This window comes from Streptomyces sp. NBC_00322, from assembly GCF_036147535.1.
In the GTDB taxonomy this organism is placed as follows: domain Bacteria; phylum Actinomycetota; class Actinomycetes; order Streptomycetales; family Streptomycetaceae; genus Streptomyces.
Window position 1 is genome coordinate 3792636 of sequence record NZ_CP108019.1, and the last position, 23078, is coordinate 3815713.

The window sequence follows — 23078 nt, forward strand, 5'->3', positions numbered from 1 at the left end:
GAGCCGAGCCGCCCTGACGCACTGGCGCTCCCCCCGAGCGGTGTGTGGTCCAAAGACCCTGTCACTCACTCGACAACCTGGGGAGCACGGCGGGTTCCATCGGCTTTTGCGGACCGATGCTTGCCTTGTACAGGCTGGGCTGCCGGCCGGGAATAGGCCGGATTACAGGCTGACGCCGACCGTCACCGGCTCGTTGACGAGCGTGACACCGAAGGCCTCGCGCACGCCCGCCACGACCTCGCGTGCGAGCGCGAGCAGGTCCTCGGTGGTGGCTTCACCGCGGTTGGTGAGGGCGAGCGTGTGCTTGGTGGAGATCCGGGCCGGGCCGGTGCCGTACCCCTTGGTGAAGCCGGCCTTGTCGATCAGCCAGGCCGCCGATGTCTTGGTGCGCCCCTCCCCCGCCGGGAAGGCGGGCGGCGCGACGTCGGGGCCGAGGCGGTCGTGGACCCGGGTGAGAAAGATCTCGTACGCGGCCTGATCGAGGATCGGGTTGGTGAAGAAGGAACCCGCCGACCAGGTGTCGTGGTCCTCGGGGTCCAGCACCATGCCCTTGCCCGCGCGCAGTTTCAGCACGGTCTCGCGGGCGGCGGCCGCCGGGACACGGTCGCCCGCCTCGACGCCGAGTGCGCGCGCCGTCTCGGCGTACTTGAGCGGCGCCGACAGACCGCCCGCGTCCTCCAGCTCGAAGCGGACCCGCAGGACGACATAGCGCTCGGGGTCCTGCTTGAAGCGGCTGTGGCGGTACGAGAAGGCGCACTCGGAGTTCGGGACGGTGACCGTCTCGCCGTTGCGGCGGTCGTAGGCCACGACCTCGGTGATGGTGCTGGAGACTTCCTGGCCGTACGCGCCCACGTTCTGGATCGGCGTGGCGCCGGCCGAGCCGGGGATGCCCGCCAGGCACTCGATGCCCGCGAGGCCCGCTTCCACGATGCGGGCGACGGCGTCCGTCCAGACCTCGCCCGCGGCCAACTCCAGCGTGGTACCGGACAGTTCGAAGCCGCGGGTGGCGATGCGCAGCGCGGTGCCGTCGAATCCCTTGTCGCCGATGACCAGGTTGCTGCCGCCGCCGATGATCAGCAGCGGGGTACCCGCGGCGTCCGCCTCGCGTACGACGGCGACCACCTCGTCGTCGGTGGTCGCCGTGACGAGGCGGGTCGCGGGGCCGCCGAGCCGGAAGGTGGTCAGGGGGGCGAGGGGGGCGTCGTGGAGTTCCTGCACGGGGACAAGGGTACGGTCCGTGGCTCCACCGCTCGGGCGGGGCCACGGACCGGATGCGCACGCCGCTGTCGTACGGATCACACGGCGACGGGTCACACGGCGTCCGATCACACGGCGACGGGCACGGACTTCTCGACGGCCTCGGAGCTCACCGGAGCGTCGGCCGGTGTCAGGTGGCGGCGACCGGGGATCAGCAGGGCGACCAAGGCCGCGACGGCCACCGCGCCCGCGCCGATCCACAGCGCCGGGACGGTGCCGTCGGTGAAGGCCTGGGGGGACTCGTAGCTGCCCTGGGCTGCGAAGACCGCGCCGAGGACCGCGACACCGAGCGCTCCGCCGACCTCGCGCAGAGCGTTGTTCGCACCGGACGCGATGCCCTGCTCGGCCGGGCGGACGCTGGACATGACGACGCTGGCCGCGGGGGCGAAGTACAGCGCCATGCCGATGCCGCCGAGGATCAGCCCGGGCAGCTGCGCGGAGTACGACACACCCGGCTCCAGAACGAGCGCGAAGAGCGCCAGCCCCACGGCCTGAAGGGCAAGGCCGGTGGCGACGACCGGGCGGCCGCCGATCTTGTCGGAGAGGTATCCGGCGATGGGCGCGACAATCAGCGGCATGCCGGTCCAGGGGAGCATCCGCAGACCCGCCTCGGTGGGCGAGTACCCGGCGACGCCCTGCAGGAACTGGCTGAGCAGGAAGATCGAACCGAACATCCCCAGGAACATCAGCAGGCTCGCGGCATTGATGCCGAAGAAAGCGCGGTTGCGGAAGAGCCGCATGGGGAGCATGGGGTTCTTGCCCGTCAGACCGTGCCGTACGAAGGCGGCCAGGAGGAGCGTGCCCAGGATCAGACCGGCCAGGATCGGGGTGCTGCTCCAGCCGTCGGCCTGGCCGTTGACCAGGGCGTAGACGATCCCGAAGAGGCCGCCGCTGACGAGCAGGGTGCCGGGGATGTCGAGCCGGGCGTTGGGTGCGTAGGACTCGTCCAGGCGCAGCCGGGCCAGCGGCAGCAGCGCCAGGCCTATCGGTACGTTCAGCCAGAAGATCCACTGCCAGGAGATGTGCTCGGTCAGGCTGCCGCCGATGAGTGGGCCGCTGGCGACGGCGAGGCCGGTGACGGCGCTGAAGATGCCGAGAGCCGCACCGCGCCGGGCGACCGGAACGGCTGCTGTGAGCAGGGTCAGGGTGAGCGGCATCATGATCGCTGCACCGACACCCTGGACGGCGCGAGCCGCGATGAGGGCGTCGATACCGGGTGCGAGGGCGGCCGCGGCGGAGGCGCCGGTGAAGACGGCCAGGCCCGCTATGAAGAGCCTGCGACGGCCGAAGCGGTCGCCGAGCGCGGCACCGAACATCAGCAGGACGGCGAAGGTGAGGGTGTACGCGCTCACCGTCCATTCCAGGTCCTCCAGCGCGCCTCCGAGGTCCTTGCGGATGGAGGGGAGGGCGGTGGTGACGACGAGGTTGTCGAGGGCCGCCATGAAGCCGGCGACGCTGGTGATGACGAGTGCCCAGGCGGCGCTGCCGCGGCGGGCCGTGCTCTGTGCCATGACTTTCCCCTGATGTTAGTTATCGATGACTAACTTTCCTGGGCAGAGAACGCGCTCATCCATGAACGCGCGAGCGCCTACTCCGCCACCGGAATCTTGGACATGTCGAAGGCCGACCAGACCCGATGCCTCTTCGGGAAGCCGAGCGAGGCAAGGACGTTGATCAGCATTCCGTAGGACAGGAAGTACGTGGTCTCCTTCACATCGGCGCCGAGGGCAAGATGCGAGAAGTCCCAGAGCTTCTCCCACTCGGCCCGGATCGCTTCGCCGAAGTCATGGTCCCCGGCCGCCTCGGCCGAGGCCACGGCGACGTACACCTGCATCTGCATGAGCAGCCTGTCGGGGTCTTCGGCCAGAAGCTGCTTGTACGCGGTCCCCATCGCGAGGTGCACATCTTCCGGCGCCACATCGCGCGCGGCATCCGCCATCGCCTCGCGGGTCTGCGTCAGACAGCGGGTCGCCGCCGCGAGGAAGAGCTCCTGCTTGTTCTTGAACAGCCGGAAGAGATACGGCTGCGACACCCCGACCCGCTTGGCGATCGCCTCGGTGGAGGTGCCGTCGTAGCCGCCTCGCGCGAACTCGGTGATCGCTGCGCGGATGACGCTCTCGCGTCGCTCTTCTGCGCTCATCCTGACCATGAAAGCTAAGTTAGTGGCCAATCACTAACAAGTCAAGAGGTAAGTGAAAGGTATGGAGGCAGGGCAAGGGGAAGCGGGGTAAGGGGCACCCCCCATGGAGGGGTACCCCTTACTCATCGCCGTACCGCTCGGGCGCGGCCCCTCAGGAGAGCTGCACCACGGCGCGGGACATGCTCAGCACCTTCTGCCCCTCGCTCATCACCGTCACGTCGACCTGGACGCGGTTGTCGTCCAGCTTCGCCGCGACCTTGCCGCTGACCTCGATCAGCGCGCCCTTCTCGTCGTTCGGCACGACGACGGGCTTGGTGAAGCGGACGCCGTACTCGACGACCGCGCCCGGGTCGCCGGCCCAGTCCGTGACGACGCGGACCGCTTCGGCCATGGTGAACATGCCGTGCGCGATCACATCGGGAAGTCCCACCTCCGTGGCGAACTTCTCATTCCAGTGGATCGGGTTGAAGTCGCCCGAGGCGCCGGCGTACTGCACCAGGGTGGCCCGCGTCACGGGAAAACTCTGCGCCGGAAGCTCGGTGCCCACCTCGACGTCCGCGTAAGAGATCTTCGCAGCCATCACGCCTCCTCGGCAGCGCGCGCCACCAGCTTGGTCCACGCGGTCACGACATGGGCGCCGGCCTCGTCGCGCACCTCTCCCCGGATGTCCACAACATCGTTGCCCGCAAGGGACTTGATGGACTCAATGGTCGAGGTGACGGCGAGCCGGTCCCCCGCGCCGACCGGCCGGGTGTACGCGAACTTCTGCTCGCGATGCACCACGCGGTCGTAGTCGAGCCCCAACTGCGGGTCCTGAATAACCTGTTCCGCAGCTTTGAAAGTGATCGCGAAGGCGAAAGTCGGCGGCGCGATCACATCGGAGTGGCCGAGCGCCCTGGCGGCATCCGGGTCGGTGTACGCGGGATTGGCGTCGCCCACCGCCTCGGCGAACTCGCGGATCTTTTCCCGGCCTACCTCATAAGGCGAGGTGGGCGGATAAGTCCGCCCCACGAAGGACTGGTCGAGCGCCATGGACTGGCTCCCTCCTGACAGATGGACCTCAACAAACGACACGAGGCCGCCCCCGAGTCGGGGGCGGCCTCGTGTACGAGCCTGATTAGCGCGTTTCGCGGTGCGCCGTGTGCGAGTTGCAGCGCGGGCAGTGCTTCTTCATCTCAAGACGGTCCGGGTTGTTACGCCGGTTCTTCTTGGTGATGTAGTTCCGCTCCTTGCACTCCACGCAGGCCAGCGTGATCTTCGGGCGGACGTCGGTGGCAGCCACGTGAGTGCTCCTTGGACGGACGGATGAACGGATGAACGCATAAAAGAGTAGCCGATCGGAGGACCGACCCCACAATCGGCTACTGTGTGTAGCGGTGACCGGACTTGAACCGGTGACACAGCGATTATGAGCCGCTTGCTCTACCGACTGAGCTACACCGCTGCGATACCGGATCTCCTCACCCGGAGGTGAGGATCCCCGACATCAGAGCCCCAATACGGAATCGAACCGTAGACCTTCTCCTTACCATGGAGACGCTCTACCGACTGAGCTATTGGGGCGAGCGATGAAGACATTACACGGTCGGTCGCCGATCGCCCAAATCCGTTTCGGCGCCCTCCGCACGGCCTGAGCCCCGCCCGTCTCGTACGCCACTCGTGGCCACACCGGTACGACTATTGCGCTCCTCCTCGAAGCGCGCTCGGCGCGCCCCTAGGCTCGACTCACGCTGCGTGATCTTGTCTTTGTGATCTTGTTTTCCGTCACGCCGCCCGAGCCCCACCGCCCCACCCAGGAGCGCGATGCCCGACAGCCAGCCGCAGCCACCCGACGGCGCCACGGCGGACACCACCGCGCTGCTGCTCTGCGACGCCCGGCTCACCGACGGCCGCACTGTGGACGTACGGCTCAGCGGCGGACGCATCGAGGCCGTCGGCACCGCGGGCAGCCTCACCCCGCACGCCACCCGCGTCGACCTGAGTGGCTATCTGCTGCTGCCCGCCCCGGCAGATCCGCACACCCATGGGGACACGGCACTGACCGCCGACTCCCTGGGACCCGTTTCGTACGACACCGAAGACGTCCAGCGGCGTGCCACCGAGGCCGCCCTGCTGCAGCTCGGACACGGGGCGACCGCGCTGCGCTCGCACGTACGGATCGGGGACGTGCACGCGCTCGGCCCGCTGGAGGCGGTGCTCCAGGCGCGGCGCTCGCTGCGCGGGCTCGCGGATCTGACGGCCGTGGCCGTGCCGCGGCTGCTCACGGGCGTCGCAGGAGCCGACGGCCTGGCGATGCTGCGGGATGCGGTGAAGATGGGCGCCGGGGTGGTGGGCGGCTGCCCGGACACCGACCCCGATCCGACCGGGTACGCGGAAGCCGTGCTCGAAGTCGCCGCCGAACACGGCTGCCCCGTCGATCTGCACACCCACGGCGACGATCCGGCCCGTCTCGCCCGGCTCGCGGCGATGGCGGGCGGCCTGCGGCCCGGCGTCGCGATCGGGCCGTGCGCGGGGCTCGCCCGGCTGCCGCGCGACGTGGCGTCGAGGGCGGCCGACCAGCTGGCCGCGGCCGGGGTCACGGTGGTCTGTATGCCCCAGGGCGGCTGCGGGGCCGTCGAGCTGCGGGGCAACGCGCCGGTGCGCCTGTTGCGAGCCGCCGGGGTGCGGGTCGCGGCGGGCAGCGGGGCGCTGCGCGACGTTTCGAATCCGGTGGGCCGCGGCGATCCTTTGGAGGCCGCGTATCTGCTGGCTTCTCAGGGCGGGATGGCGGCGCGTGAGGCGTACGGGACGGTGGCGGGCGTCGCGCGGCAGGCGATGGGACTGCCGGAGGTACGGGTGGAGGCAGGCTTCCCGGCCGAGCTGCTTGCGGTGCGCGGCGAGCGGATCTCGGGGGTCCTGTCGCTCGCGTACAGCCGGATCGTGATTCACCGCGGCCGGGTGGTGGCCCGGACCAGCGCGGTACGGGAGTACTGCGACTCGGCGGCCGCGGTCGCGCTCGAACTGCCCCGGCAGGGGCGGCCGGACACCTGCCCCTGACGTCTGCCCCTGACGTCTGCGCTTGACGTCGCAGAAGGTGAGTCCCTGAGCGAGCCGGGCGCTTCGGACGTACCGTCGTAGGCATGCGCATTGTCATCGCTGGAGGACACGGTCAGATCGCACTCCGTCTCGAACGGCTGCTGTCGGCGGGCGGACACGAGGTCGCGGGCATCATCCGCAGACCTGAGCAAGGCGACGACCTGCGTGAAGCCGGTGCCGAACCGGTCCTTCTCGACCTGGAGTCGGCCTCGGCCGAGGAGGTCGCCGCCGCGCTTCAGGGCGCCGGCGCCGCCGTCTTCGCGGCGGGCGCGGGTCCGGGCAGCGGCAAGGCGCGCAAGGACACGGTGGACCGGGGCGCGGCGGTGCTGTTCGCGGACGCGGCGGAACGGGCAGGCGTACGGCGGTACATCGTGGTCTCCTCGATGGGCGCGAACGCACAGCACGCGGGCGACAGCGAGTTCGACGTGTACCTGCGGGCGAAGGGCGCGGCGGACGACGACGTACGGTCCAGGCGAGGCCTCGCCTGGACGATTCTGCGGCCGGGCTCACTGACGAACGACGCGGGCACCGGTCTCGTACAGCTGAAGGCGTCCACAGGGCGCGGGATGGTGCCGCGTGACGATGTGGCAGCGGTGCTCGCGGAGTTGGTGGAGACGCCGGCGACGGCGGGGCTGACGCTGGAGCTGATCAGCGGCTCGGTGCCGGTGACGGTCGCGGTGAAGGACGTCGCCGGAAACTGAGCCCGCGGGCGATGTGGTCCACGTTTCTGTTCTGAATTGATGAGGGAACACATGCCTGATATTCACCCACCGGTCGTGGAGCGCGGAGAACAGCTCTACGCGTTCGTCCGCGGAACCGTGCGGATGGACGCCTTCGCCCCGATCGCGGACCGGCTGCCGGAACTGTTCGGCTGGCTGACCAGCCGCGGCGCGGAGCTCGCGGCGCCCCCTTCTTCCGCTTCAACAGCATCGACATGGAAGGGGAGTCGGAGGTCGAGGCGGGCATCCCCGTCGTGTCCATGCCGGAGCCCGAGGGAGATATCGGCGGTACGGGAATGGGCGGAACGGGAGGGTCTGGAGTGGGACATGACGGTGGTCGACGGCGCTGAGCGCTGGGCCTGCCGCCTGGAGTCGTATCTGACCGACCCCCGCGTCGAGCCGGACCCGTCCAAGTGGGAGATCGAGCTCGCGTTCCGGCTGGCCGACTGAGGGCGGCGGTGATCACGCTCGACGAGGGCAGGCAGGGGGTGTCGGCCGTCCGGACGGGGGTGCCTGGAGTTCGGACGGGGTGCCTGCAGTCTCCCAGTGCCGGCCCTGGGACAGGTGTATACGACGATGGCCCCCGGTCCGCGTTTCCGCAGATCGGGGGCCATTGTCATCACGTGGCGGCGCCAGGATTCGAACCTGGGTAGGCAGAGCCGACGGATTTACAGTCCGTTCCCATTGGCCACTCGGGCACACCGCCATGGGATGTCGCCGTGAAAGTCACCCGCTGTGGGGTGGTGCTCCGTGGCAACGACGTAAACGATACCTGATGCCCGGGGGTGCTCCACCACCGGATTGATCAGCCCTCGGGACGGGTGCGGGTGGCTAGGCTTGCGGGTGCGGTCCGGGACTCCGGCCGCGCCTCCACGCACCCGATACAAGGAGCCACAGGACATGGCCGACTCCAGTTTCGACATCGTCTCGAAGGTCGAGCGGCAGGAGGTCGACAACGCCCTCAACCAGGCGGCGAAGGAGATCTCCCAGCGCTACGACTTCAAGAACGTCGGGGCTTCGATCGCCTGGTCCGGCGAGAAGATCCTTATGCAGGCCAACTCCGAGGAGCGCGTCGCCGCCATCCTCGATGTCTTCCAGACCAAGCTGGTCAAGCGCGGGATCTCGCTGAAGGCGCTGGACGCGGGCGAGCCCCAGCTGTCCGGCAAGGAGTACAAGATCTTCGCCTCGATCGAGGAAGGCATCTCCCAGGAGAACGCCAAGAAGGTCGCGAAGATCATCCGCGACGAGGGCCCGAAGGGCGTCAAGGCGCAGGTCCAGGGCGACGAGCTGCGGGTCAGCTCGAAGAGCCGGGACGACCTGCAGGCCGTACAGGCGCTGCTGAAGGGGCAGGACTTCGACTTCGCGCTGCAGTTCGTGAACTACCGCTGATTCCGGCGGCGCGTGACTGGCGACCGGGGGCGGAGCGGCTCGGCCGCCCGCCCTCGCCTCGTGTGGCGGGGGCGGGGCGCTTCGGCCGGGCGTGATGTCCGAATACCGCCAGCTTCGGCGGAGCGGGGGTCGCAGACTCGTAGGCGTACGGCGCAGGACACGCTGCGAGGAAAGGAACGGGCCATGACCGCCAGGACGGTCTACACGACCATCGACAGCCCGCTGGGCGAACTGCTGCTGGTCGGCGAGGAGTCCCCCACGGCGAAGGGCGGCACCGCGCTCGCCTCGCTCTCGCTGCCCGGCCAGAAGGGCGCGGCCGTCGTACGGGACGGCTGGCGGCGCGACCCTGCGGCCTTCGAGGAGATCGGCAGGCAGCTCGGCGCGTACTTCGAGGGCCGGCTGACCCACTTCGAGATCGAGTACGTGGACGGCGGGACGGAGTTCCAGCGCCGGGTGTGGCAGGCGCTGGAAGAGATTCCGTACGGGGCGACGGCAACCTACGGACAGATCGCCCAGCAGGTCGGCACCTCGGCCGCGGGGGTACGCGCGGTGGGGACCGCGATCGGGCGTAATCCCCTGCTCGTGGTGCGGCCGTGTCACCGGGTGATCGGAGCGGACGGCACCCTTCGCGGATACGCGGGCGGGCTGGAGCGCAAGCAGCGTCTGCTCGGGCTCGAGGGCGTGCTTGAGGGCGTGCCGACGCCGTGAGGGGTGAGGCACTGTTCCCCAGGGAGCGGGCGGTGATCGCCCCTGGGGCGGTGCATGTGCCGGGGTGGCTGGCGGTGGAGCGACAGCGGGAACTGGCGGAGGCATGCCGCTCCTGGGCCCTCGGCCCGGTCCCGATCCGCCACACCTTGCTCCCGGGTGGCGGCGTGATGTCCGTGCAGACCGTGTGCGTGGGCTGGCACTGGCAGCCGTACCGGTACAGCCGCACGGCGGACGATGTGAACGGCGCCCGGGTCGCCGAATTCCCTCGCTGGCTTGCGGAGTTGGGGCGGTCGGCTCTTGTCGCTGCGTACGGGGAGGACGAGGCGGATCAGGCGTACGCCCCCGACACCGCCCTGATCAACTTCTATGACGGTGCGGCGCGGATGGGGATGCACCAGGACAAGGAAGAGCGCTCCGGTGCTCCGGTGGTGTCGCTGAGCATCGGCGACACCTGCGTCTTCCGGTTCGGGAACACCGAGACGCGGGGGCGGCCGTACACGGATGTGGAGCTGGCGTCCGGGGACCTGTTCGTCTTCGGGGGACCCACACGCTTCGCATACCACGGGGTGCCGAAGGTGTACCCGGGCACGGCCGACCCCGCGACGGGCATGAGCAGGGGACGGCTGAACATCACCCTGCGCGAGACCGGCCTGCCGGGCTGAGCGGGAGCGGCGGGTGCTGGGCGAGCACTGCGGGCGTCAGCGCGAGCGCGAGTGGCCGAACAGGATCCGGTAGACGATCAGCAGCACGAGCGCGCCGCCGATGGCCGCGGCCCAAGTGGCCCCGTCGTAGAACTCGTTGGTGATGGGCCGATCCAGGTACCGGGCCGATATCCAGCCGCCGATGAACGCGCCTGCCACACCTATGAGTGTGGTGCCGATCAGGCCCCCCGGGTCGCGGCCCGGGAGCAGGATCTTGGCTATGGCGCCGGCGAGCAGCCCGAGAATGATCCAGCTGATGATGCCCATGCCGTGAACCTGCCTTTCGTACGGTGGTGCTCGTGCTCTCAAGGACGTCGGGGGGACTGAGCGCGGTTGCGGAGATCAGTAGGGTCGTCACATGACACCGGAACTGCGGCGGTCCCTGGGAGTCTTCGACGCGGTCGTGATCGGGCTGGGGTCGATGATCGGCGCGGGCATCTTCGTGGCACTCGGTCCGGCCGCCCGTGCCGCCGGGTCGGGACTGCTGCTGGGGCTGGCTCTGGCGGCCGTGATCGCGTACTGCAATGCCATGTCGTCGGCACGGCTCGCCGCCCGCTATCCCGCTTCCGGCGGGACGTATGTGTACGGGCGTGAGCGGCTCGGCGAGTTCTGGGGCTATCTGGCGGGCTGGGCGTTCGTCGTCGGGAAGACCGCTTCGTGCGCGGCGATGGCGTTGACGGTCGGGGCGTATGCCTGGCCGGACCAGGCGCACGCGGTGGCGGTTGCCTCGGTGGTGGCGCTGACTGCCGTGAACTATGGGGGCGTTCAGAAGTCGGCGTGGCTGACGCGGGCGATCGTGGCGGTGGTGCTGGCGGTTCTGGCTGCGGTCGTGGTGGTCTCCCTCGGGTCGGACTCGGCGGACTTCGAGCGGCTGGATGTGGGCGCGGACGCATGGGCGGGCGGCGTGCTCCAGGCGGCGGGGCTGCTCTTCTTCGCGTTCGCGGGGTACGCCAGGATCGCCACGCTCGGCGAGGAGGTGAGAGATCCCGCGCGTACGATCCCGCGTGCCGTGCCGCTGGCGCTGGGCATCGCGCTGGTGGTCTATGTGTGCGTGGCGGTATCGGTCCTTTCTGTGCTGGGGGCCGGGGAGTTGGGCAGGGCGACGGCTCCGCTCGCCGACGCCGTGCGAGCTGCGGGCGCCCAGTGGCTGACGCCCGTGGTGCGGGTGGGGGCCGCGGTGGCGGCGCTCGGGTCTTTGCTCGCGCTGATTCTCGGCGTCTCACGGACGACGCTGGCGATGGCCCGGGACGGTCATCTGCCGGGCGCGCTGGCCGCCGTGCACCCCCGTTTCCATGTGCCGCACCGGGCGGAGCTCGCGGTGGGCGCTGTCGTCGCCGTGGTGGCGGCGACGGCGGATGTGCGCGGGGCGATCGGCTTCTCGTCGTTCGGAGTGCTGGTGTACTACGCCATTGCTAACGCCTCGGCATGGACGCTGAGTTCCGAATCGGATCGGGATACGCCCGTTCGAGTGACGCAGGCACGAGCGACGACGGTACGGGTGACCGCGGGCCTCGGGCTCGCCGGGTGCCTCGTGCTGGCCTTCGCTCTCCCGGCACTCTCGGTGGCGGCAGGCGCGGCGGTTCTGGCCGTGGGCGTCGTGGTGTACGCGGTACGCCGACGGGGATAGGGGCGTCGTCCCCTACCGCACTGCGAACGGCTGGTCCGTGCGGACGATCTCTTTGCCGAAGGGCAGCAGCGAGACCGGGATCAGCTTGAAGTTGGCGATGCCCAGCGGGATGCCGATGATCGTGAGGCACAGGGCGATACCGGTAACGATATGACCGAGCGCCAGCCACCAGCCGGCGAGGACCAGCCACAGCACATTGCCGACGCAGGACGGCGCTCCGGCATCACGGCGTTCGACGACGGTGTAGCCGAAGGGCCAGAGGGCATACACGCCGATGCGGAACGCGGCCAGGCCGAAGGGGATGCCGATGATCGTGATGCACAGCACGAGTCCCGCAACCATGTAGCTCAGGAACATCCAGAAGCCGCACAGCACGAGCCAGATGACGTTCAGGATAGTTTTCACGGGCGACGACCTGCCATTTGCTCGAGTCGGGCAATGCGCTCCGCCATGGGCGGGTGTGTCGAGAACATCCTGGAGAGGCCCGGTCCCGGGCGAAACGGATTCGCGATCATCATATGACTCGCGGTCTCGAGGCGCGGCTCGGGCGGCAGCGGCAACTGCTTCGTACCGGCATCGAGTTTGCGCAGGGCGCTCGCAAGGGCGAGCGGATCACCGGTGAGCTGGGCGCCTGAGGCGTCCGCCTCGTATTCCCGCGAACGGCTGACGGCCAACTGGATCACTGAGGCGGCCAGCGGACCGAGGATCATGACCAGCAGCATGCCGATGAGGCCGGGGCCCTCGTCGTCGTCGGAGCGGCCTATGGGGATCAGCCAGGCGAAGTTCACCAGGAACATCACCACCGAGGCGAGCGCGCCCGCGACGGAGGAGATCAGGATGTCGCGGTTGTAGACGTGGCTCAGCTCGTGGCCGATGACGCCGCGCAGCTCGCGCTCGTCGAGAATCTGCAGGATTCCCTCGGTGCAGCACACCGCGGCATTGCGCGGGTTCCGCCCGGTGGCGAAGGCGTTGGGTGCCTGGGTCGGCGAGATGTACAGGCGGGGCATGGGCTGACGGGCGGCGGTGGAGAGCTCACGGACCAGGCGGTACAGCGCGGGCGCCTCGAATTCGCTGACGGGACGGGCGCGCATGGCCCGCAGTGCCAGCTTGTCGCTGTTCCAGTAGGCGTACGCGTTGGTGCCGAGCGCCACGAAGAGCGCGACGATCAGGCCAGTACGGCCGAAGAAACTGCCGATGACGAGGATGAGAGCGGACAGTCCCCCGAGGAGTACGGCGGTCTTCAGCCCGTTGTGCCGGCGGTGCACGGTACGCCCTCCAAGTGGTGCCGCAGGGGAACCCTTCGCGTGATGGTGCTCCACTCACCAGTGGACCCTTCTGTACAGGTCAACGCGAGGCGAGGGACGCTAGTTCCCTTGTGCGCCGGCCCTTGGAGTGGGCCGTTCGGGTGTCGCTCAGAACAGGTTGGTCGCCGCGAAGCGAAGCACCAGTTGGGGATAGCCGGAGAGGACGACGCCGACGACGGCGGTCAGGACGATGGCCACGGTCACCGGGGCCGGGGCGCGCCTTCTGGCCGCAGCTGCTGCCTCGCCGCCCGCCTCGGCGCTCTCCGTGACTGCCTCCGCGGCTCCTTCGGGGGCGCGGAAGAGGATCGCGGTCCACTGCAGGTAGTAGTACAGGGCGATCACGACATTGATGGCCATGACGACGGCCAGCCAGCCCAGGCCCGCGTCGACGGCCGAGGAGAAGACGGTCACCTTCGCGAACAGGCCGACGATGCCGGGCGGCAGGCCTGCCAGGCAGAGCAGGAAGAAGCCCATGGCGAGGGCGGTCAGCGGGCGGGTGGCGTAGAGGCCGCGGTAGTCGGAGATCCGGTTGAGCGGCCGGGTACGGGCGACGACCGCCGCCACCGCGAAGGCTCCGAGGTTCACGATTCCGTACATCAGGGCGTACGCGACGGTCGCGCCGATCTGGTCGTCGCTGGAGTACGCGGCGGCCGCGATCGGCACCAGGAGGTACCCGGCCTGTGCCACGGAGGACCAGGCCAGCAGGCGTACCGCGCTCCACGCGCGCGTGGCCGACTGCCGCAGCGCCGCGACATTGCCCGCGGTCATGGTGAGACCCGCGAGGACAGCCATGGCCGGGCCCCAAACATCCGCGTATCCGGGGAAAGCGATGACCGTCACGAGGATGAGGCCCGAGAAGCCAACGGCCTTTCCGACAACGGAGAGATACGCGGCGACGGGCAGCGGGGCGCCGACATAAGTGTCGGGAACCCAGAAGTGGAAAGGAACCGCGGCCGTCTTGAAGGCGAAGCCGACGAGAGTCAGCGTGATGCCCACCTTGGCGAGACTGTCCAGCTGGCCGGGGACCTTGTCGAGCTCGGTCGCGATCTGGGTGAGGTGCAGGGTCCCCGTCGTGGCATACACAAAGCTGACGCCCAGCAGCATCACGGCGGTCGCGGTGACCGAGGACAGGAAGAACTTCAGGGCCGCTTCGCTGGAGAGCCGGTCGCCACGCCTGAGGCCGACGAGCGCGAAGGCCGGCAGGGATGCGACCTCGAGGGCGACGACCAGGGTGGCCAGGTCGCGCGAGGCGGGCAGCAGTGCCGCACCGGCCGCCGAGGAGAGCAGCAGGAACCAGAACTCCCCTGCGGGGAGCTTCTTGCGGGTGTCGTGGAGCGAGAGCAGGGCGGTGAGCAGGGCGCCTCCGAGCACGAGGAGCTGGATCACGATCGTGAAGCGGTCGGCGGTGTAGCTGCACGCGTCCGCGTCGGTCGTGAGGCAGAACGTCGCGCGGTTGCCCTCGCGCAGCGGCACGAGGGTGATCAGCGCGGCGACGAGACCGGCGATCGAGACGGCCCCGAGCAGCGGCTTGCGCTTCTCGGACACGAACAGGTCGGCGACCAGGACGATCAGGGCCACCGTCGCGGTGATGGTGGGCGGCGCGATCGTGAGCCAGTCGACGGACTGGACGAGGCTGGTGACGCTGTCGGCTGCCACGGTCACGACTTGCCTCCTGCGAGGAGCTTCTGCACGGCCGGGTCGGTGAGGCCGAGGAGGACGGCGGGCCACAGTCCGGCGAGGACGGTGAGGGCGACGAGCGGGGACCAGGCCGCGAATTCATAGCTCTGGACATCGGCGAGCGGCTTCACGAACTGCTCCTCCTGCCCCGTCTGCCCCTTCGGTCGCAGCGCGCCCATGCAGACGCGGCGTACGACGACGAGGAGGTACGCCGCGGTGAGCAGGGTGCCGAAGCCGGCGATCGCCATGAACGTGAGGAAGGCGGGGCGGCTCAGCCCCTCGGCGGGATCGAACGCGCCGAACAGCGCCAGCATTTCGCCCCAGAATCCTGCGAGGCCGGGCAGGCCGAGCGATGCGACGGCGGCGAAGGCGAGGAGGCCGCCGAGGCGCGGGGCCCGGCCGTAGAGGGCCGCCCCGGTGGCCCCGGAGAGGGTGTCGAGGTCCGCGGTGCCGTAGCGGTCTTTCAGGGCGCCGACCAGGAAGAAGAGCAGACCGGTGATCAGGCCGTGCGCGATGTTGGCGAAGAGCGCGCCGTTGACGCCGGTGGGGGTCATCGTCGCGATGCCGAGGAGCACGAAGCCCATGTGCCCGACGGAGGAGTACGCGATCAGGCGCTTGAGGTCGCCGCCCGCGCCCTGCTTGGCGAGGGCGAGGCAGGCCAGGGATCCGTAGATGATGCCGGCGACGGCGAAGGCGGCGAGATACGGCGCGAAGGTCTGCATGCCGTCGGGCGCGATGGGCAACACGATGCGGACAAACCCGTACGTACCCATCTTCAGCAGTACGCCGGCGAGGAGGACGGAGCCGACGGTCGGTGCGGCGGTGTGCGCGTCCGGCAACCAGCTGTGCAACGGCCACATCGGGGTCTTCACGGCCAGCCCGAGCCCGATCGCCAAAACGGCGATGACCTGCGTGGATGCGGTCAGCCCACGGCCGTTGTCAGTGGCGAGTGCCACCATGTCGAATGTGCCGGTCTTCAGCCCGATCAGCAGCAGGCCGAGCAGCATGACCACAGAGCCGAGCAGCGTGTAGAGGATAAACCTCCAGGCGGCGGACTGCCGCTCCTCGCCGCCCCAGCGGGCGATGAGGAAGTACATCGGGATGAGCACCATCTCGAAGGCCAGGAAGAAGAGCAGCAGGTCGAGGACGGCGAAGGTCGCGAGAGTCCCGGATTCCAGGACGAGCAGCAGCGCGACGAAGCCCTTCGGGGACGGGCCCGAAGGCATCTTGTAGTAGCTGTACAGCGCGCACAGGAAGGTCAGTAGCGCCGTAAGGACCAGAAGGGGGAGGGAAATGCCGTCGACGCCGAAGTGGATCCGCACATCGAGTGCCGGGATCCAGCTGATGTCCGTCGTGGCCTGCATCTTCGACGGGTGGTCGTGGTCGAAGCCGATGGCGAGCACGATCGCCGCGGCGAGGATCGCGCCGGTGAAGGTCACGCCGTGGCGCAGGACCGCCTGGTCCGGGCTCTTGCCGCGCAGCCCGGGCGGGGCGGGCAGGAGCGCGGCCCCGGCCCCGATGAGCGGGCCGACGACGATGAACGCGAGAAGGAACTGCATCACGGACTCGCTGATATCGATCACGGCTCACGATCCCGCGTTGACGTTGGAAAGGACGACGGCGGCGATCGCCAGGACGACGGAGCCTGCCAGCAGCGCGCTCAGGTAGGTCTGCACATTGCCGGTCTGGGCGCGGCGGACGGCCGCGCCGAGCCAGCGGGCTCCCGTGCCCGATCCGCGTACGTACGTCTCGACGACCTCGCGGTCCAGGAAGCTGACCAGCTGGGCGGCGGCCCGGACGGGGCGTACGAACAGGGCGGAGTAGACCGCGTCGACGTGGAAACCGACGGCGGCGTGGCGGTGGAGCGGGCCAAGCAGAAGTCGGCCGGGGTCCGACTGGTCGGGGGCTGCCGCGATGTCGTCGTACGCGGGGATGTGGGTCGCGATGGCCTCGGCCTCGGTGACCGACGGCGCCGCCTCCGGGTGGGCGGCGACGGCGCCCATGGGCCCCCTGGCGAGGGCTGCTCCCGCGCGGAACTGCAGGGCGCGCCAGGTGCCGTAGGTGATCAGTCCACCGACGAGCGCGACACCCGTGCCGAGGACGGCGGTGGTGACGGTCGGGGTGAGGCTTTGGCCGTCGAACCAGTCGTCGAGATAACCGATGGTCAGGCCGAAGCCGAGGGAGGGGATGGCGAGCACCCAGAGCACGGCGTTCATGGCGACGGGCTCGCGGCCGTGGTCCGGGGCTTCGGCTCCGCGGCCGCGGAAGGCGAGCAGCCACAGCCGCATTGCGTACGCGGCGGTGAGAAGGGCGGCGATCAGGCCGGAGACCAGCACCGTCCAGCCGGCGGCGCCGGGCGCGATGTCGGATTCGCCGAGCGCTGCGTGCTCGGCGGCTACGAGGATCGCTTCCTTGGAGAAGAAGCCCGCGAAGGGAGGGATGGCGGCGAGCGCGAGCAGGGCGACGGTCATCGTCCAGTACGCGTCGGGGATGCGCTTGGCGAGACCGCTCATCCGGGACATGGCGGCCAGCGAGTTGGTGCCCGCGGCATGGATGATCACGCCCGCGGCGAGGAAGAGGAGCGCCTTGAACGCGCCGTGCGCAAGGAGGTGGAAGACGGCGGCGCCACGGTTACCGACGGCCAGCGCGCCCGTCATATAGCCGAGTTGGCCGATGGTCGAGTAGGCGAGGACCCGCTTGACGTCGTCCTGGGCGAGGGCGGCGAGGCCCGAGCCGACCATGGTGACGGCGGCCATCACGGCGAGAACGATGAGTGCTGCCGCGGATGCGGCGAAGACGGGAAGGAGCCGGGCCACGAAGTAGACACCGGCGGCGACCATCGTCGCGGCGTGGATCAGCGCGGAGACGGGGGTGGGGCCCGCCATCGCGTCGGGGAGCCAGGTGTGCAGCGGGAACTGCGCCGACTTGCCCGCCACACCCGCGAGGAGCAGCAGGGCGATCAGCGTCGGGTGATCGATTCCACCGGCCGCGACGGAGCCGAGGATTCCGGTGATCTGGAAGGTTCCGGCGTCAGTGGCGAGCGCGAACAGACCGAAGAGGAAGGGGACATCGCCGAGCTTGGTGACCAGGAAGGCCTTGAGGGAGGCGGCTCGCGCCTCGGGCGTCTCCCAGTAGTGGCCGACGAGGAAGTACGAGCAGATGCCCATGATCTCCCAGCCGACCATGAGCACCATCAGGTCGCCGGAGTAGACGACGAGCAGCATCGCGGAGGTGAAGAGGGAGACGAGAGCCGCGTACGAGGGGTAGCGCGGGTCGTCGCGCAGATAGCCCGTCGAGTAGATCTGCACGCACGAAGCGACGACGCCGACCAGGACGGCGACGAGGACCGCGAAGCCGTCGAGGTACAGGGCGAGGTCGATGGGGACCGACCCGGTGGGGGTCAGCTCGGTCGAGGCGACGATCGGCTTGCCCCCGCCCTGACGGACGGCGACGAGGACGGCGATGGCCGCCGCGGCGAGGGTCGGCAGGACGGCAAGGGGCCGTACGAAACCGGGGGCGGTGCGGCCGAGGAGCAGTCCGGCCGCGGCGCCCAGGAACGGAAGGAGGGGGACGAGGACGGCGAGGGTCGTGGTGGTCACGCGGTGGCCTCGGCCTTCTGCGCCCGGGCGGCTGCGTCGGCGTCAGGGTCGTGGGGCTCGTCGTCGGGGCGCTCGGCGGTGTCGCGAAGCTTGTCGACGTCCGAGGTTCCGCGGTTGCGGTAGACCATCAGGACGATCGCCAGGCCGATGCCGATCTCCGCGGCGGCGATGGCGATGGTGAAGAGGGTGAGCGCCTGGCCGGCGTGCAGGGTGTCGCGCATCCAGACGTCGAAGGCGACGAGGTTGAGGTTGACCGCGTTGAGCATCAGCTCGACGGACATGAGGACCAGGATCGCGTTGCGGCGCGCGAGCACTCCGTACAGCCCGACGGAGAAAAGGAGGACAGCAAGCACAGCGGGATAGGCGAGGTGCATCAGCTCTTCCCCTCGGGAGCCTTGACGTCCTTGGTGTCTTTGGGGCCCTTGGCGTCTTGGGATGCCTTGGTGTCCTTGCGGGACAGGACGATCGCCCCCACGAGGGCGGCGAGCAGCAGTACGGAGAGCGCCTCGAACGGCAGCACCCAGTGCCGGAAGAGGAACTCGCCGGATACCTGGGTGGAGCCCTGGGAGGGTCCGTCCAGATCGATCCAGGTCGTGCGGAACGCGTCCACGACCACCCAGACCAGGGCGCCCGCGGCGGCGAGTGCGACCGCGAGGGCGACCCAGCCGTTGCGCGAGTCGGCGTCCGGGGAGCGGCCGATGGGGGCCCTGGTGAGCATCAGCCCGAAGAGAAGGAGGACGACCACGGAACCGACGTAGATCAGGACCTGCACCCAGGCGATGAACTCGGCCGTCAGCAGCAGATATTCGACGGCGAGGCCGCCGAGGGCAACGACCAGCCAGAGGGCGGCGTGCACCAGCTGCTTGGTCGTGACCGTGATGGCGGCCGCGCCGAGCGTGGCGAGGCCGACGAGGAGAAAAGCGATCTCGACGCCGGTCGGGGAGAGGAAGCCGTGCGTTTCGGCTGCGGCGAGCATCATGCGGGGCCCCCCTCGTCCGCGGGCGGTTCGGCCTGGGCGGCCGCCAGCTTTTCGACTGCCTTGCGGGCCGCCGCGATCTCCTTCGGCTCCTCGGCGCCCGGGTCGAGCGCGGGCGGCGCGGGCACCGTCCACATCCACTCGCGGAGCTTGTCCCGCTCATGGGTGAGTTCGCGGATGTCCGTCTCCGCGTACTCGAACTCCGGTGACCAGAACAGCGCGTCGAAAGGACAGACCTCGATGCAGATACCGCAGTACATACAGAGCGAGAAGTCGATGGCGAACCGGTCGAGGACGTTGCGGCTGCGCTCGCGGCCGCCGGGGGCGGCAGCCGGAATCGTCTCCTTGTGGGAGTCGATGTAGATGCACCAGTCGGGGCACTCACGGGCGCAGAGCATGCAGACCGTGCAGTTCTCCTCGAACAGGCCGATCACGCCACGGCTGCGGGGCGGGAGTTCGGGCTGGGCATCCGGGTACTGCTGAGTGACGGTCTTCTTCGTCATCGTCCGCAGGGTGACGGCGAGGCCCTTCGCGAGGCCGGATCCGGGGATCGGAGGCATTACTGCATCACCACCTTCACGATGCCGGTGAGGGCGATCTGGGCGAGGGCGAGCGGGATGAGCGTGGTCCAGGCGAGTTTCTGCAGCTGGTCCTCGCGCATCCGCGGATAGCTCACGCGCAGCCAGATGACGACAAAGGCGAGTACGGCCGTCTTGAGCAGGGTCCAGACCCAGCCGAGACCGTCCGCCCCGAACGGGCCGTGCCAGCCGCCCAGGAAGAGGACGGTGGTCAGAGCGCACAGGACGACGATCCCCGCGTACTCGGCCAGGAGGAACAGCGCGAAACGCAGGCCGGTGTACTCGGTGTACGCGCCGAAGATGATCTCGGAGTCGGCGATCGGCATGTCGAAGGGCGGACGCTGGAGTTCGGCGAGGCCCGCGGTGAAGAAGACCAGGGCGCCCACGATCTGCCAGGGCAGCCACCACCATTCGAAGGCGTTCAGGATGCCCGGCAGCGAGACCGTACCCGCCGCCATGGCGACGGAGGCGGCGGCCAGCAACATCGGCAGTTCGTACGCCAGCAGCTGCGCGGCGGTGCGCAGTCCACCCAGGAGGGAGAACTTATTGGCCGATGCCCAGCCCGCCATGAGCGAGCCGAGCACCCCGACGCCCATCACGGCGAGTACGAAGAAGATGCCCGCGTCGACGACCTGACCGACCGCGCCCTCGCTCGGGCCGATCGGGATCGCGACCAGTACGAGGAGGTACGGGAGAAGGGCGACGGCGGGCGCGAGCTGGAAGATGCGGCGATCGGCACCGGCCGGGACCACGTCCTCCTTCTGCGCGAACTTCACGCCGTCCGCGACGAGCTGGGCCCAGCCGTGGAAGCCGCCCGCGTACATGGGGCCGAGGCGGCCCTGCATATGGGCCATCACCTTGTGCTCGGTCTGCCCGATGACGAGGGGCAGGACAAGGAAAACGGCGAGGATGACGACCAGCCGGAGGGCGATGTCGAGAGCGTCGTTCACGCGTCTCCTCCGGGGCGTTCGGCCGAGTCGGCCGAGTCGGTCGGGGCTTCGTCGGCCGCGGGCCGCTCGGGTTCGTCGGGGGTGGGTTCGGACGGGGCCGGCTCCTCGGCGGCGGGGGCTGCCTGCGGCGCGGGGGTCGCCGGCTCCTCGGCGGCGGGGGCTGCCTGCGGCGCGGGGGTCGCCGGCTCCTCGGCGGCGGGCGGCTCGGGTGCCGTGGGCGCCGGCGGCGCCTCGGTCCCGGCCGCCGGGGCCGGGGCGGGCTGCTTCGGCTCAGCCTCCGGCGCGGGCGTCGGGCGGCCCGCCGTCGGAGCGGGCTCAGCCGTGGCCGACTCGTCGAAGGCCGGGCGGGCGTGGTGCCAGGGGGCGTCCGGGGTGCCGGGGCGGGCCCCGGCGGCGGGCTGCTGGGAGGCCGAGCCCTCGGAAGCGGTGCGTGCGCGGCGGGGCCGGGTGGCCGGAGCCTCGGGGGTCTCCGCACCGGCCGTCGCCTCGGGCACCGCCGCGGCCTGCGACGCCGAGCCCTCCGAAGCGCTGCGGGCACGGCGAGGCGGGCGTTCCACCGGCGCGGTCTCCTGCGACGCCGAGCCCTCGGCGACGCTGCGGGTGCGGCGGGGCGGGCGTTCGCCGGGTGCTGCGGGAGCGCCTGCCGTACGGGCTGCCCTCCCGGGGCGGGCCGGGGCAGGGGGGAGCTGGCCCTTGAGCGGGCCCCATTCGTTCGGGTCCGGGACGCCCGGCGGGAGCATCTGGCGGCGCTTGGGGCCGCCGTGTTCCGACTCCCCCGGCTCCTTCGCGCCCGGCCAGGCCTTCGCGACGCGGGCCGCCAGCACGAAGTCCTTGCGCAGCGGGTGCCCCTCGAAGCCCTCCGGGAGGAGCAGCGGGACGAGGTGCGGGTGATCGGTGAAGGTGACGCCGAACATCTCGTACGTCTCACGCTCGTGCCAGGCGGCGCCCGCGTAGACCTCGACAGCGGACGGGAGGGAGGGAGCGGCGTGCGGAACGGTCGTACGGAGCAGCAGGCGGCGGACCGTACCGCCGCCCAGCGCGACGACATGGGCGCAGACCTGGAAGCCCGCGCCCGGTTCGTCGACCGCGCTCAGCCAGTCGAAATACGTGCAGCCCAGCCCGTCGCGGGCGATCTCCAGCGCGGCGATCCAGGAGCCGACGGGGACGTCGACCGTGAGCAGGTCGTAGGCCCGCTCGGCAGTGGCTTCCTCGCCGAAGATCTCCGTAACGGCGTCGGGGAGTCGGTCGTAGGCGCTCACCGGTCACCTCCCGGCGCCGGCGGCGGGGTGACCAGACCGCTGCGCAGCTGATCGGCCGACGCCCGCGCGCCACCGTTTCCGTACCGCTCGCCGAGCGATTCGCGCGCGATCTTCTCCTGCAGCTTCAGAATGCCCTGGAGCAGCGCCTCGGGCCGGGGCGGGCAGCCGGGCACGTACACATCGACGGGGATGATCTGGTCGACGCCCTTGGTCACGGAGTACGAGTCCCAGTACGGGCCGCCGCAGTTGGAGCACGCCCCGAAGGAGATCACGTACTTGGGCTCGGGCATCTGCTCGTACAGGCGCTTGACCGCCGGGGCCATCTTGTCCGTCACCGTGCCCGAGACGACCATCAGGTCGGCCTGGCGCGGGCCGGGCGCGAAGGGGATCACGCCGAGCCGGATGAAGTCGTGGCGCGCCATCGAGGCCGCGATGAACTCGATCGCGCAGCAGGCGAGCCCGAAGTTGAAGACCCAGAGGCTGTAGCGGCGACCCCAGTTGAGGACCACCTTCATGGGCTCAGGGGCCAGGCGTGACAGCACGCCCAGGCGTTTCGGCTCCGGCAGGAGCACGGGCTGGGCCTCGGGCCGGGTCACGTCCATGCCAGGACGCCCTTCTTCCATGCGTAGAGCAGTCCCACGGCCAGGAAGCCGAGGAAGATGAACATCTCCACGAGCGTCGTCGCGCCGTATCCGGCCGCGGCGAAGACCGTGGCCCACGGGAAGAGGAAGATCGAGTCGACGGCGAAGATCACGTACAGAAAGGCGTACACGTAGTAGCGGACCTGGGTGTGCGCCCAGCCCTCGCCGACGGGGTCGACGCCGCACTCGTACGTCAGCATCTTCTCCCGCGTGGGCACCACGGGCCGAAGCAGCCGGCCCGCCCCGAAGGCCACGGCCACGAACAGCACACCGATCAACGCGAGCAGTCCGACGACCGAATAGGTCTCGAAGTAGTCCGCCGCGAGCACGGCCACGGTCGGTTCCGGCACGTCTGCCCCTCGCTCCCTGAACCTCGTTGGCGATCTGTTCGATCTGTTCGACGATCTATCTCTACGCACGGGAGTCTAGGCCCTGCTAAAGGGACCGTAAGCAGTCGAGTCGCACATCAGGTGGGGTT

26 protein-coding genes and 3 tRNA genes are annotated in these 23078 nt (G+C 69.8%); 7 read left to right on the forward strand and 22 right to left on the reverse strand.

Going from position 1 to position 23078, the window contains the following annotated elements; genetic code table 11:
- Positions 1-162: 162 nt before the first annotated feature.
- From OG905_RS17065 to OG905_RS17100, 8 genes are all read right to left on the reverse strand, one after another.
- The gene (locus OG905_RS17065) at positions 163-1218 is read right to left on the reverse strand and encodes a UDP-N-acetylmuramate dehydrogenase (protein ID WP_328671524.1); all 1056 of its coding nucleotides are present in this window, start codon (positions 1216-1218) and stop codon (positions 163-165) included.
- Positions 1219-1325: 107 nt separating this feature from the next.
- A complete protein-coding gene (locus OG905_RS17070; protein ID WP_328671526.1) occupies positions 1326-2768 on the reverse strand; it encodes an MFS transporter in 1443 nt (480 codons plus the stop codon).
- A gap of 77 nt (positions 2769-2845) precedes the next feature.
- On the reverse strand, positions 2846-3406 hold the full coding sequence (locus OG905_RS17075) for a TetR/AcrR family transcriptional regulator (protein ID WP_328671528.1): 561 nt from the start codon (positions 3404-3406) through the stop codon (positions 2846-2848).
- A 142-nt stretch (positions 3407-3548) separates the two neighbouring features.
- Entirely contained in the window at positions 3549-3977 is a 429-nt protein-coding gene (locus tag OG905_RS17080; protein ID WP_324990307.1) for a MaoC family dehydratase, read from the reverse strand.
- On the reverse strand, positions 3977-4429 hold the full coding sequence (locus OG905_RS17085; protein ID WP_328671534.1) for a MaoC family dehydratase N-terminal domain-containing protein: 453 nt from the start codon (positions 4427-4429) through the stop codon (positions 3977-3979). The genes OG905_RS17080 and OG905_RS17085 overlap by 1 nt, the downstream gene beginning before the upstream one ends.
- A gap of 85 nt (positions 4430-4514) precedes the next feature.
- Positions 4515-4679 carry a 50S ribosomal protein L33 gene (gene rpmG / locus OG905_RS17090; protein ID WP_003956487.1) on the reverse strand — a complete coding sequence of 55 codons (165 nt, stop codon included), beginning with the start codon at positions 4677-4679 and terminating at the stop codon, positions 4515-4517.
- Between the two features lie 89 nt (positions 4680-4768).
- Positions 4769-4841 (reverse strand) — tRNA-Met (locus OG905_RS17095).
- Between the two features lie 46 nt (positions 4842-4887).
- Positions 4888-4960, reverse strand: a tRNA-Thr gene (locus tag OG905_RS17100).
- Positions 4961-5200: 240 nt separating this feature from the next.
- Between OG905_RS17100 and OG905_RS17105 the strand changes: the two genes are divergently transcribed.
- The 3 genes from OG905_RS17105 to OG905_RS17115 all read left to right on the forward strand — a co-directional run bounded on the left by OG905_RS17105 (position 5201) and on the right by OG905_RS17115 (position 7641).
- On the forward strand, positions 5201-6433 hold the full coding sequence (locus tag OG905_RS17105) for an amidohydrolase family protein (protein ID WP_328671562.1): 1233 nt from the start codon (positions 5201-5203) through the stop codon (positions 6431-6433).
- 83 nt (positions 6434-6516) lie between these two features.
- Positions 6517-7173, forward strand: a complete 657-nt coding sequence (locus OG905_RS17110; RefSeq protein ID WP_328671563.1) for an NAD(P)H-binding protein — start codon at positions 6517-6519, stop codon at positions 7171-7173.
- A 51-nt stretch (positions 7174-7224) separates the two neighbouring features.
- On the forward strand, positions 7225-7641 hold the full coding sequence (locus tag OG905_RS17115; protein ID WP_328671564.1) for a GyrI-like domain-containing protein: 417 nt from the start codon (positions 7225-7227) through the stop codon (positions 7639-7641).
- A 174-nt stretch (positions 7642-7815) separates the two neighbouring features.
- On the opposite strand, the gene OG905_RS17120 is transcribed toward OG905_RS17115, so the two are convergent.
- Positions 7816-7897, reverse strand: a tRNA-Tyr gene (locus tag OG905_RS17120).
- Between the two features lie 194 nt (positions 7898-8091).
- On the opposite strand from OG905_RS17120, the gene OG905_RS17125 reads away from it, so the two are divergent.
- From OG905_RS17125 to OG905_RS17135, 3 genes are all read left to right on the forward strand, one after another.
- On the forward strand, positions 8092-8580 hold the full coding sequence (locus OG905_RS17125) for a YajQ family cyclic di-GMP-binding protein (protein ID WP_324985431.1): 489 nt from the start codon (positions 8092-8094) through the stop codon (positions 8578-8580).
- A gap of 183 nt (positions 8581-8763) precedes the next feature.
- Entirely contained in the window at positions 8764-9288 is a 525-nt protein-coding gene (locus OG905_RS17130; protein WP_328671565.1) for a methylated-DNA--[protein]-cysteine S-methyltransferase, read from the forward strand.
- A 32-nt stretch (positions 9289-9320) separates the two neighbouring features.
- Positions 9321-9950, forward strand: a complete 630-nt coding sequence (locus OG905_RS17135; RefSeq protein WP_328671566.1) for an alpha-ketoglutarate-dependent dioxygenase AlkB family protein — start codon at positions 9321-9323, stop codon at positions 9948-9950.
- Between the two features lie 36 nt (positions 9951-9986).
- Here the strand turns inward: OG905_RS17135 and OG905_RS17140 are convergent, their stop codons facing one another.
- Positions 9987-10256 carry a GlsB/YeaQ/YmgE family stress response membrane protein gene (locus tag OG905_RS17140; protein WP_324985422.1) on the reverse strand — a complete coding sequence of 90 codons (270 nt, stop codon included), beginning with the start codon at positions 10254-10256 and terminating at the stop codon, positions 9987-9989.
- Positions 10257-10347: 91 nt separating this feature from the next.
- Between OG905_RS17140 and OG905_RS17145 the strand changes: the two genes are divergently transcribed.
- Positions 10348-11616, forward strand: coding sequence for an APC family permease (locus tag OG905_RS17145; RefSeq protein ID WP_328671567.1), 1269 nt, complete (start codon positions 10348-10350; stop codon positions 11614-11616).
- Between the two features lie 12 nt (positions 11617-11628).
- Here the strand turns inward: OG905_RS17145 and OG905_RS17150 are convergent, their stop codons facing one another.
- From OG905_RS17150 to OG905_RS17205, 12 genes are all read right to left on the reverse strand, one after another.
- Positions 11629-12021, reverse strand: a complete 393-nt coding sequence (locus tag OG905_RS17150; protein WP_328671568.1) for a YccF domain-containing protein — start codon at positions 12019-12021, stop codon at positions 11629-11631.
- Positions 12018-12881: a zinc metalloprotease HtpX gene (gene htpX, locus OG905_RS17155; protein WP_328671569.1), complete on the reverse strand. Its 864-nt coding sequence runs from the start codon at positions 12879-12881 to the stop codon at positions 12018-12020. The genes OG905_RS17150 and htpX overlap by 4 nt, the downstream gene beginning before the upstream one ends.
- 147 nt (positions 12882-13028) lie before the next feature.
- Positions 13029-14582 carry an NADH-quinone oxidoreductase subunit N gene (locus tag OG905_RS17160; protein WP_328671570.1) on the reverse strand — a complete coding sequence of 518 codons (1554 nt, stop codon included), beginning with the start codon at positions 14580-14582 and terminating at the stop codon, positions 13029-13031.
- Positions 14579-16156, reverse strand: coding sequence for a complex I subunit 4 family protein (locus OG905_RS17165; RefSeq protein ID WP_328682403.1), 1578 nt, complete (start codon positions 16154-16156; stop codon positions 14579-14581). Before OG905_RS17165 ends, OG905_RS17160 begins: the two co-directional genes overlap by 4 nt.
- A 27-nt stretch (positions 16157-16183) precedes the next feature.
- Complete coding sequence (locus OG905_RS17170) at positions 16184-18196, reverse strand: NADH-quinone oxidoreductase subunit 5 family protein (protein WP_328671571.1); 2013 nt, start codon at positions 18194-18196, stop codon at positions 16184-16186.
- Positions 18193-18570 carry an NADH-quinone oxidoreductase subunit NuoK gene (nuoK, locus tag OG905_RS17175; RefSeq protein ID WP_324985404.1) on the reverse strand — a complete coding sequence of 126 codons (378 nt, stop codon included), beginning with the start codon at positions 18568-18570 and terminating at the stop codon, positions 18193-18195. The genes OG905_RS17170 and nuoK overlap by 4 nt, the downstream gene beginning before the upstream one ends.
- Positions 18570-19175, reverse strand: a complete 606-nt coding sequence (locus OG905_RS17180; RefSeq protein ID WP_328671573.1) for an NADH-quinone oxidoreductase subunit J family protein — start codon at positions 19173-19175, stop codon at positions 18570-18572. Before OG905_RS17180 ends, nuoK begins: the two co-directional genes overlap by 1 nt.
- Entirely contained in the window at positions 19172-19732 is a 561-nt protein-coding gene (locus tag OG905_RS17185) for a NuoI/complex I 23 kDa subunit family protein (protein ID WP_266479257.1), read from the reverse strand. The genes OG905_RS17180 and OG905_RS17185 overlap by 4 nt, the downstream gene beginning before the upstream one ends.
- Positions 19732-20700 (reverse strand): complex I subunit 1/NuoH family protein, encoded by a 969-nt coding sequence (locus tag OG905_RS17190; RefSeq protein WP_328671576.1) that lies wholly within the window; start codon positions 20698-20700, stop codon positions 19732-19734. Before OG905_RS17190 ends, OG905_RS17185 begins: the two co-directional genes overlap by 1 nt.
- A complete protein-coding gene (locus tag OG905_RS17195; RefSeq protein ID WP_328671578.1) occupies positions 20697-21959 on the reverse strand; it encodes an NADH-quinone oxidoreductase subunit C in 1263 nt (420 codons plus the stop codon). Before OG905_RS17195 ends, OG905_RS17190 begins: the two co-directional genes overlap by 4 nt.
- Complete coding sequence (locus OG905_RS17200; protein ID WP_328671580.1) at positions 21956-22561, reverse strand: NADH-quinone oxidoreductase subunit B; 606 nt, start codon at positions 22559-22561, stop codon at positions 21956-21958. Before OG905_RS17200 ends, OG905_RS17195 begins: the two co-directional genes overlap by 4 nt.
- Positions 22552-22950: an NADH-quinone oxidoreductase subunit A gene (locus tag OG905_RS17205; protein WP_328671582.1), complete on the reverse strand. Its 399-nt coding sequence runs from the start codon at positions 22948-22950 to the stop codon at positions 22552-22554. The genes OG905_RS17200 and OG905_RS17205 overlap by 10 nt, the downstream gene beginning before the upstream one ends.
- Positions 22951-23078 lie beyond the last annotated feature (128 nt).

Bases quoted from the DNA above. Each gene is read 5' to 3' on its own strand.
- OG905_RS17105 (WP_328671562.1), top strand. From the start codon at position 5,201: ATGCCCGACAGCCAGCCGCAGCCACCCGACGGCGCCACGGCGGACACC.
- OG905_RS17140 (WP_324985422.1), bottom strand. From the start codon at position 10,256: ATGGGCATCATCAGCTGGATCATTCTCGGGCTGCTCGCCGGCGCCATA.
- OG905_RS17165 (WP_328682403.1), bottom strand. From the start codon at position 16,156: ATGCAGTTCCTTCTCGCGTTCATCGTCGTCGGCCCGCTCATCGGGGCC.
- OG905_RS17110 (WP_328671563.1), top strand. From the start codon at position 6,517: ATGCGCATTGTCATCGCTGGAGGACACGGTCAGATCGCACTCCGTCTC.
- OG905_RS17075 (WP_328671528.1), bottom strand. From the start codon at position 3,406: ATGGTCAGGATGAGCGCAGAAGAGCGACGCGAGAGCGTCATCCGCGCA.
- nuoK (WP_324985404.1), bottom strand. From the start codon at position 18,570: ATGCACCTCGCCTATCCCGCTGTGCTTGCTGTCCTCCTTTTCTCCGTC.
- OG905_RS17145 (WP_328671567.1), top strand. From the start codon at position 10,348: ATGACACCGGAACTGCGGCGGTCCCTGGGAGTCTTCGACGCGGTCGTG.
- OG905_RS17130 (WP_328671565.1), top strand. From the start codon at position 8,764: ATGACCGCCAGGACGGTCTACACGACCATCGACAGCCCGCTGGGCGAA.
- OG905_RS17085 (WP_328671534.1), bottom strand. From the start codon at position 4,429: ATGGCGCTCGACCAGTCCTTCGTGGGGCGGACTTATCCGCCCACCTCG.
- OG905_RS17200 (WP_328671580.1), bottom strand. From the start codon at position 22,561: ATGGACGTGACCCGGCCCGAGGCCCAGCCCGTGCTCCTGCCGGAGCCG.
- OG905_RS17180 (WP_328671573.1), bottom strand. From the start codon at position 19,175: ATGATGCTCGCCGCAGCCGAAACGCACGGCTTCCTCTCCCCGACCGGC.
- OG905_RS17125 (WP_324985431.1), top strand. From the start codon at position 8,092: ATGGCCGACTCCAGTTTCGACATCGTCTCGAAGGTCGAGCGGCAGGAG.
- OG905_RS17070 (WP_328671526.1), bottom strand. From the start codon at position 2,768: ATGGCACAGAGCACGGCCCGCCGCGGCAGCGCCGCCTGGGCACTCGTC.
- OG905_RS17185 (WP_266479257.1), bottom strand. From the start codon at position 19,732: ATGCCTCCGATCCCCGGATCCGGCCTCGCGAAGGGCCTCGCCGTCACC.
- OG905_RS17115 (WP_328671564.1), top strand. From the start codon at position 7,225: ATGCCTGATATTCACCCACCGGTCGTGGAGCGCGGAGAACAGCTCTAC.
- OG905_RS17080 (WP_324990307.1), bottom strand. From the start codon at position 3,977: ATGGCTGCGAAGATCTCTTACGCGGACGTCGAGGTGGGCACCGAGCTT.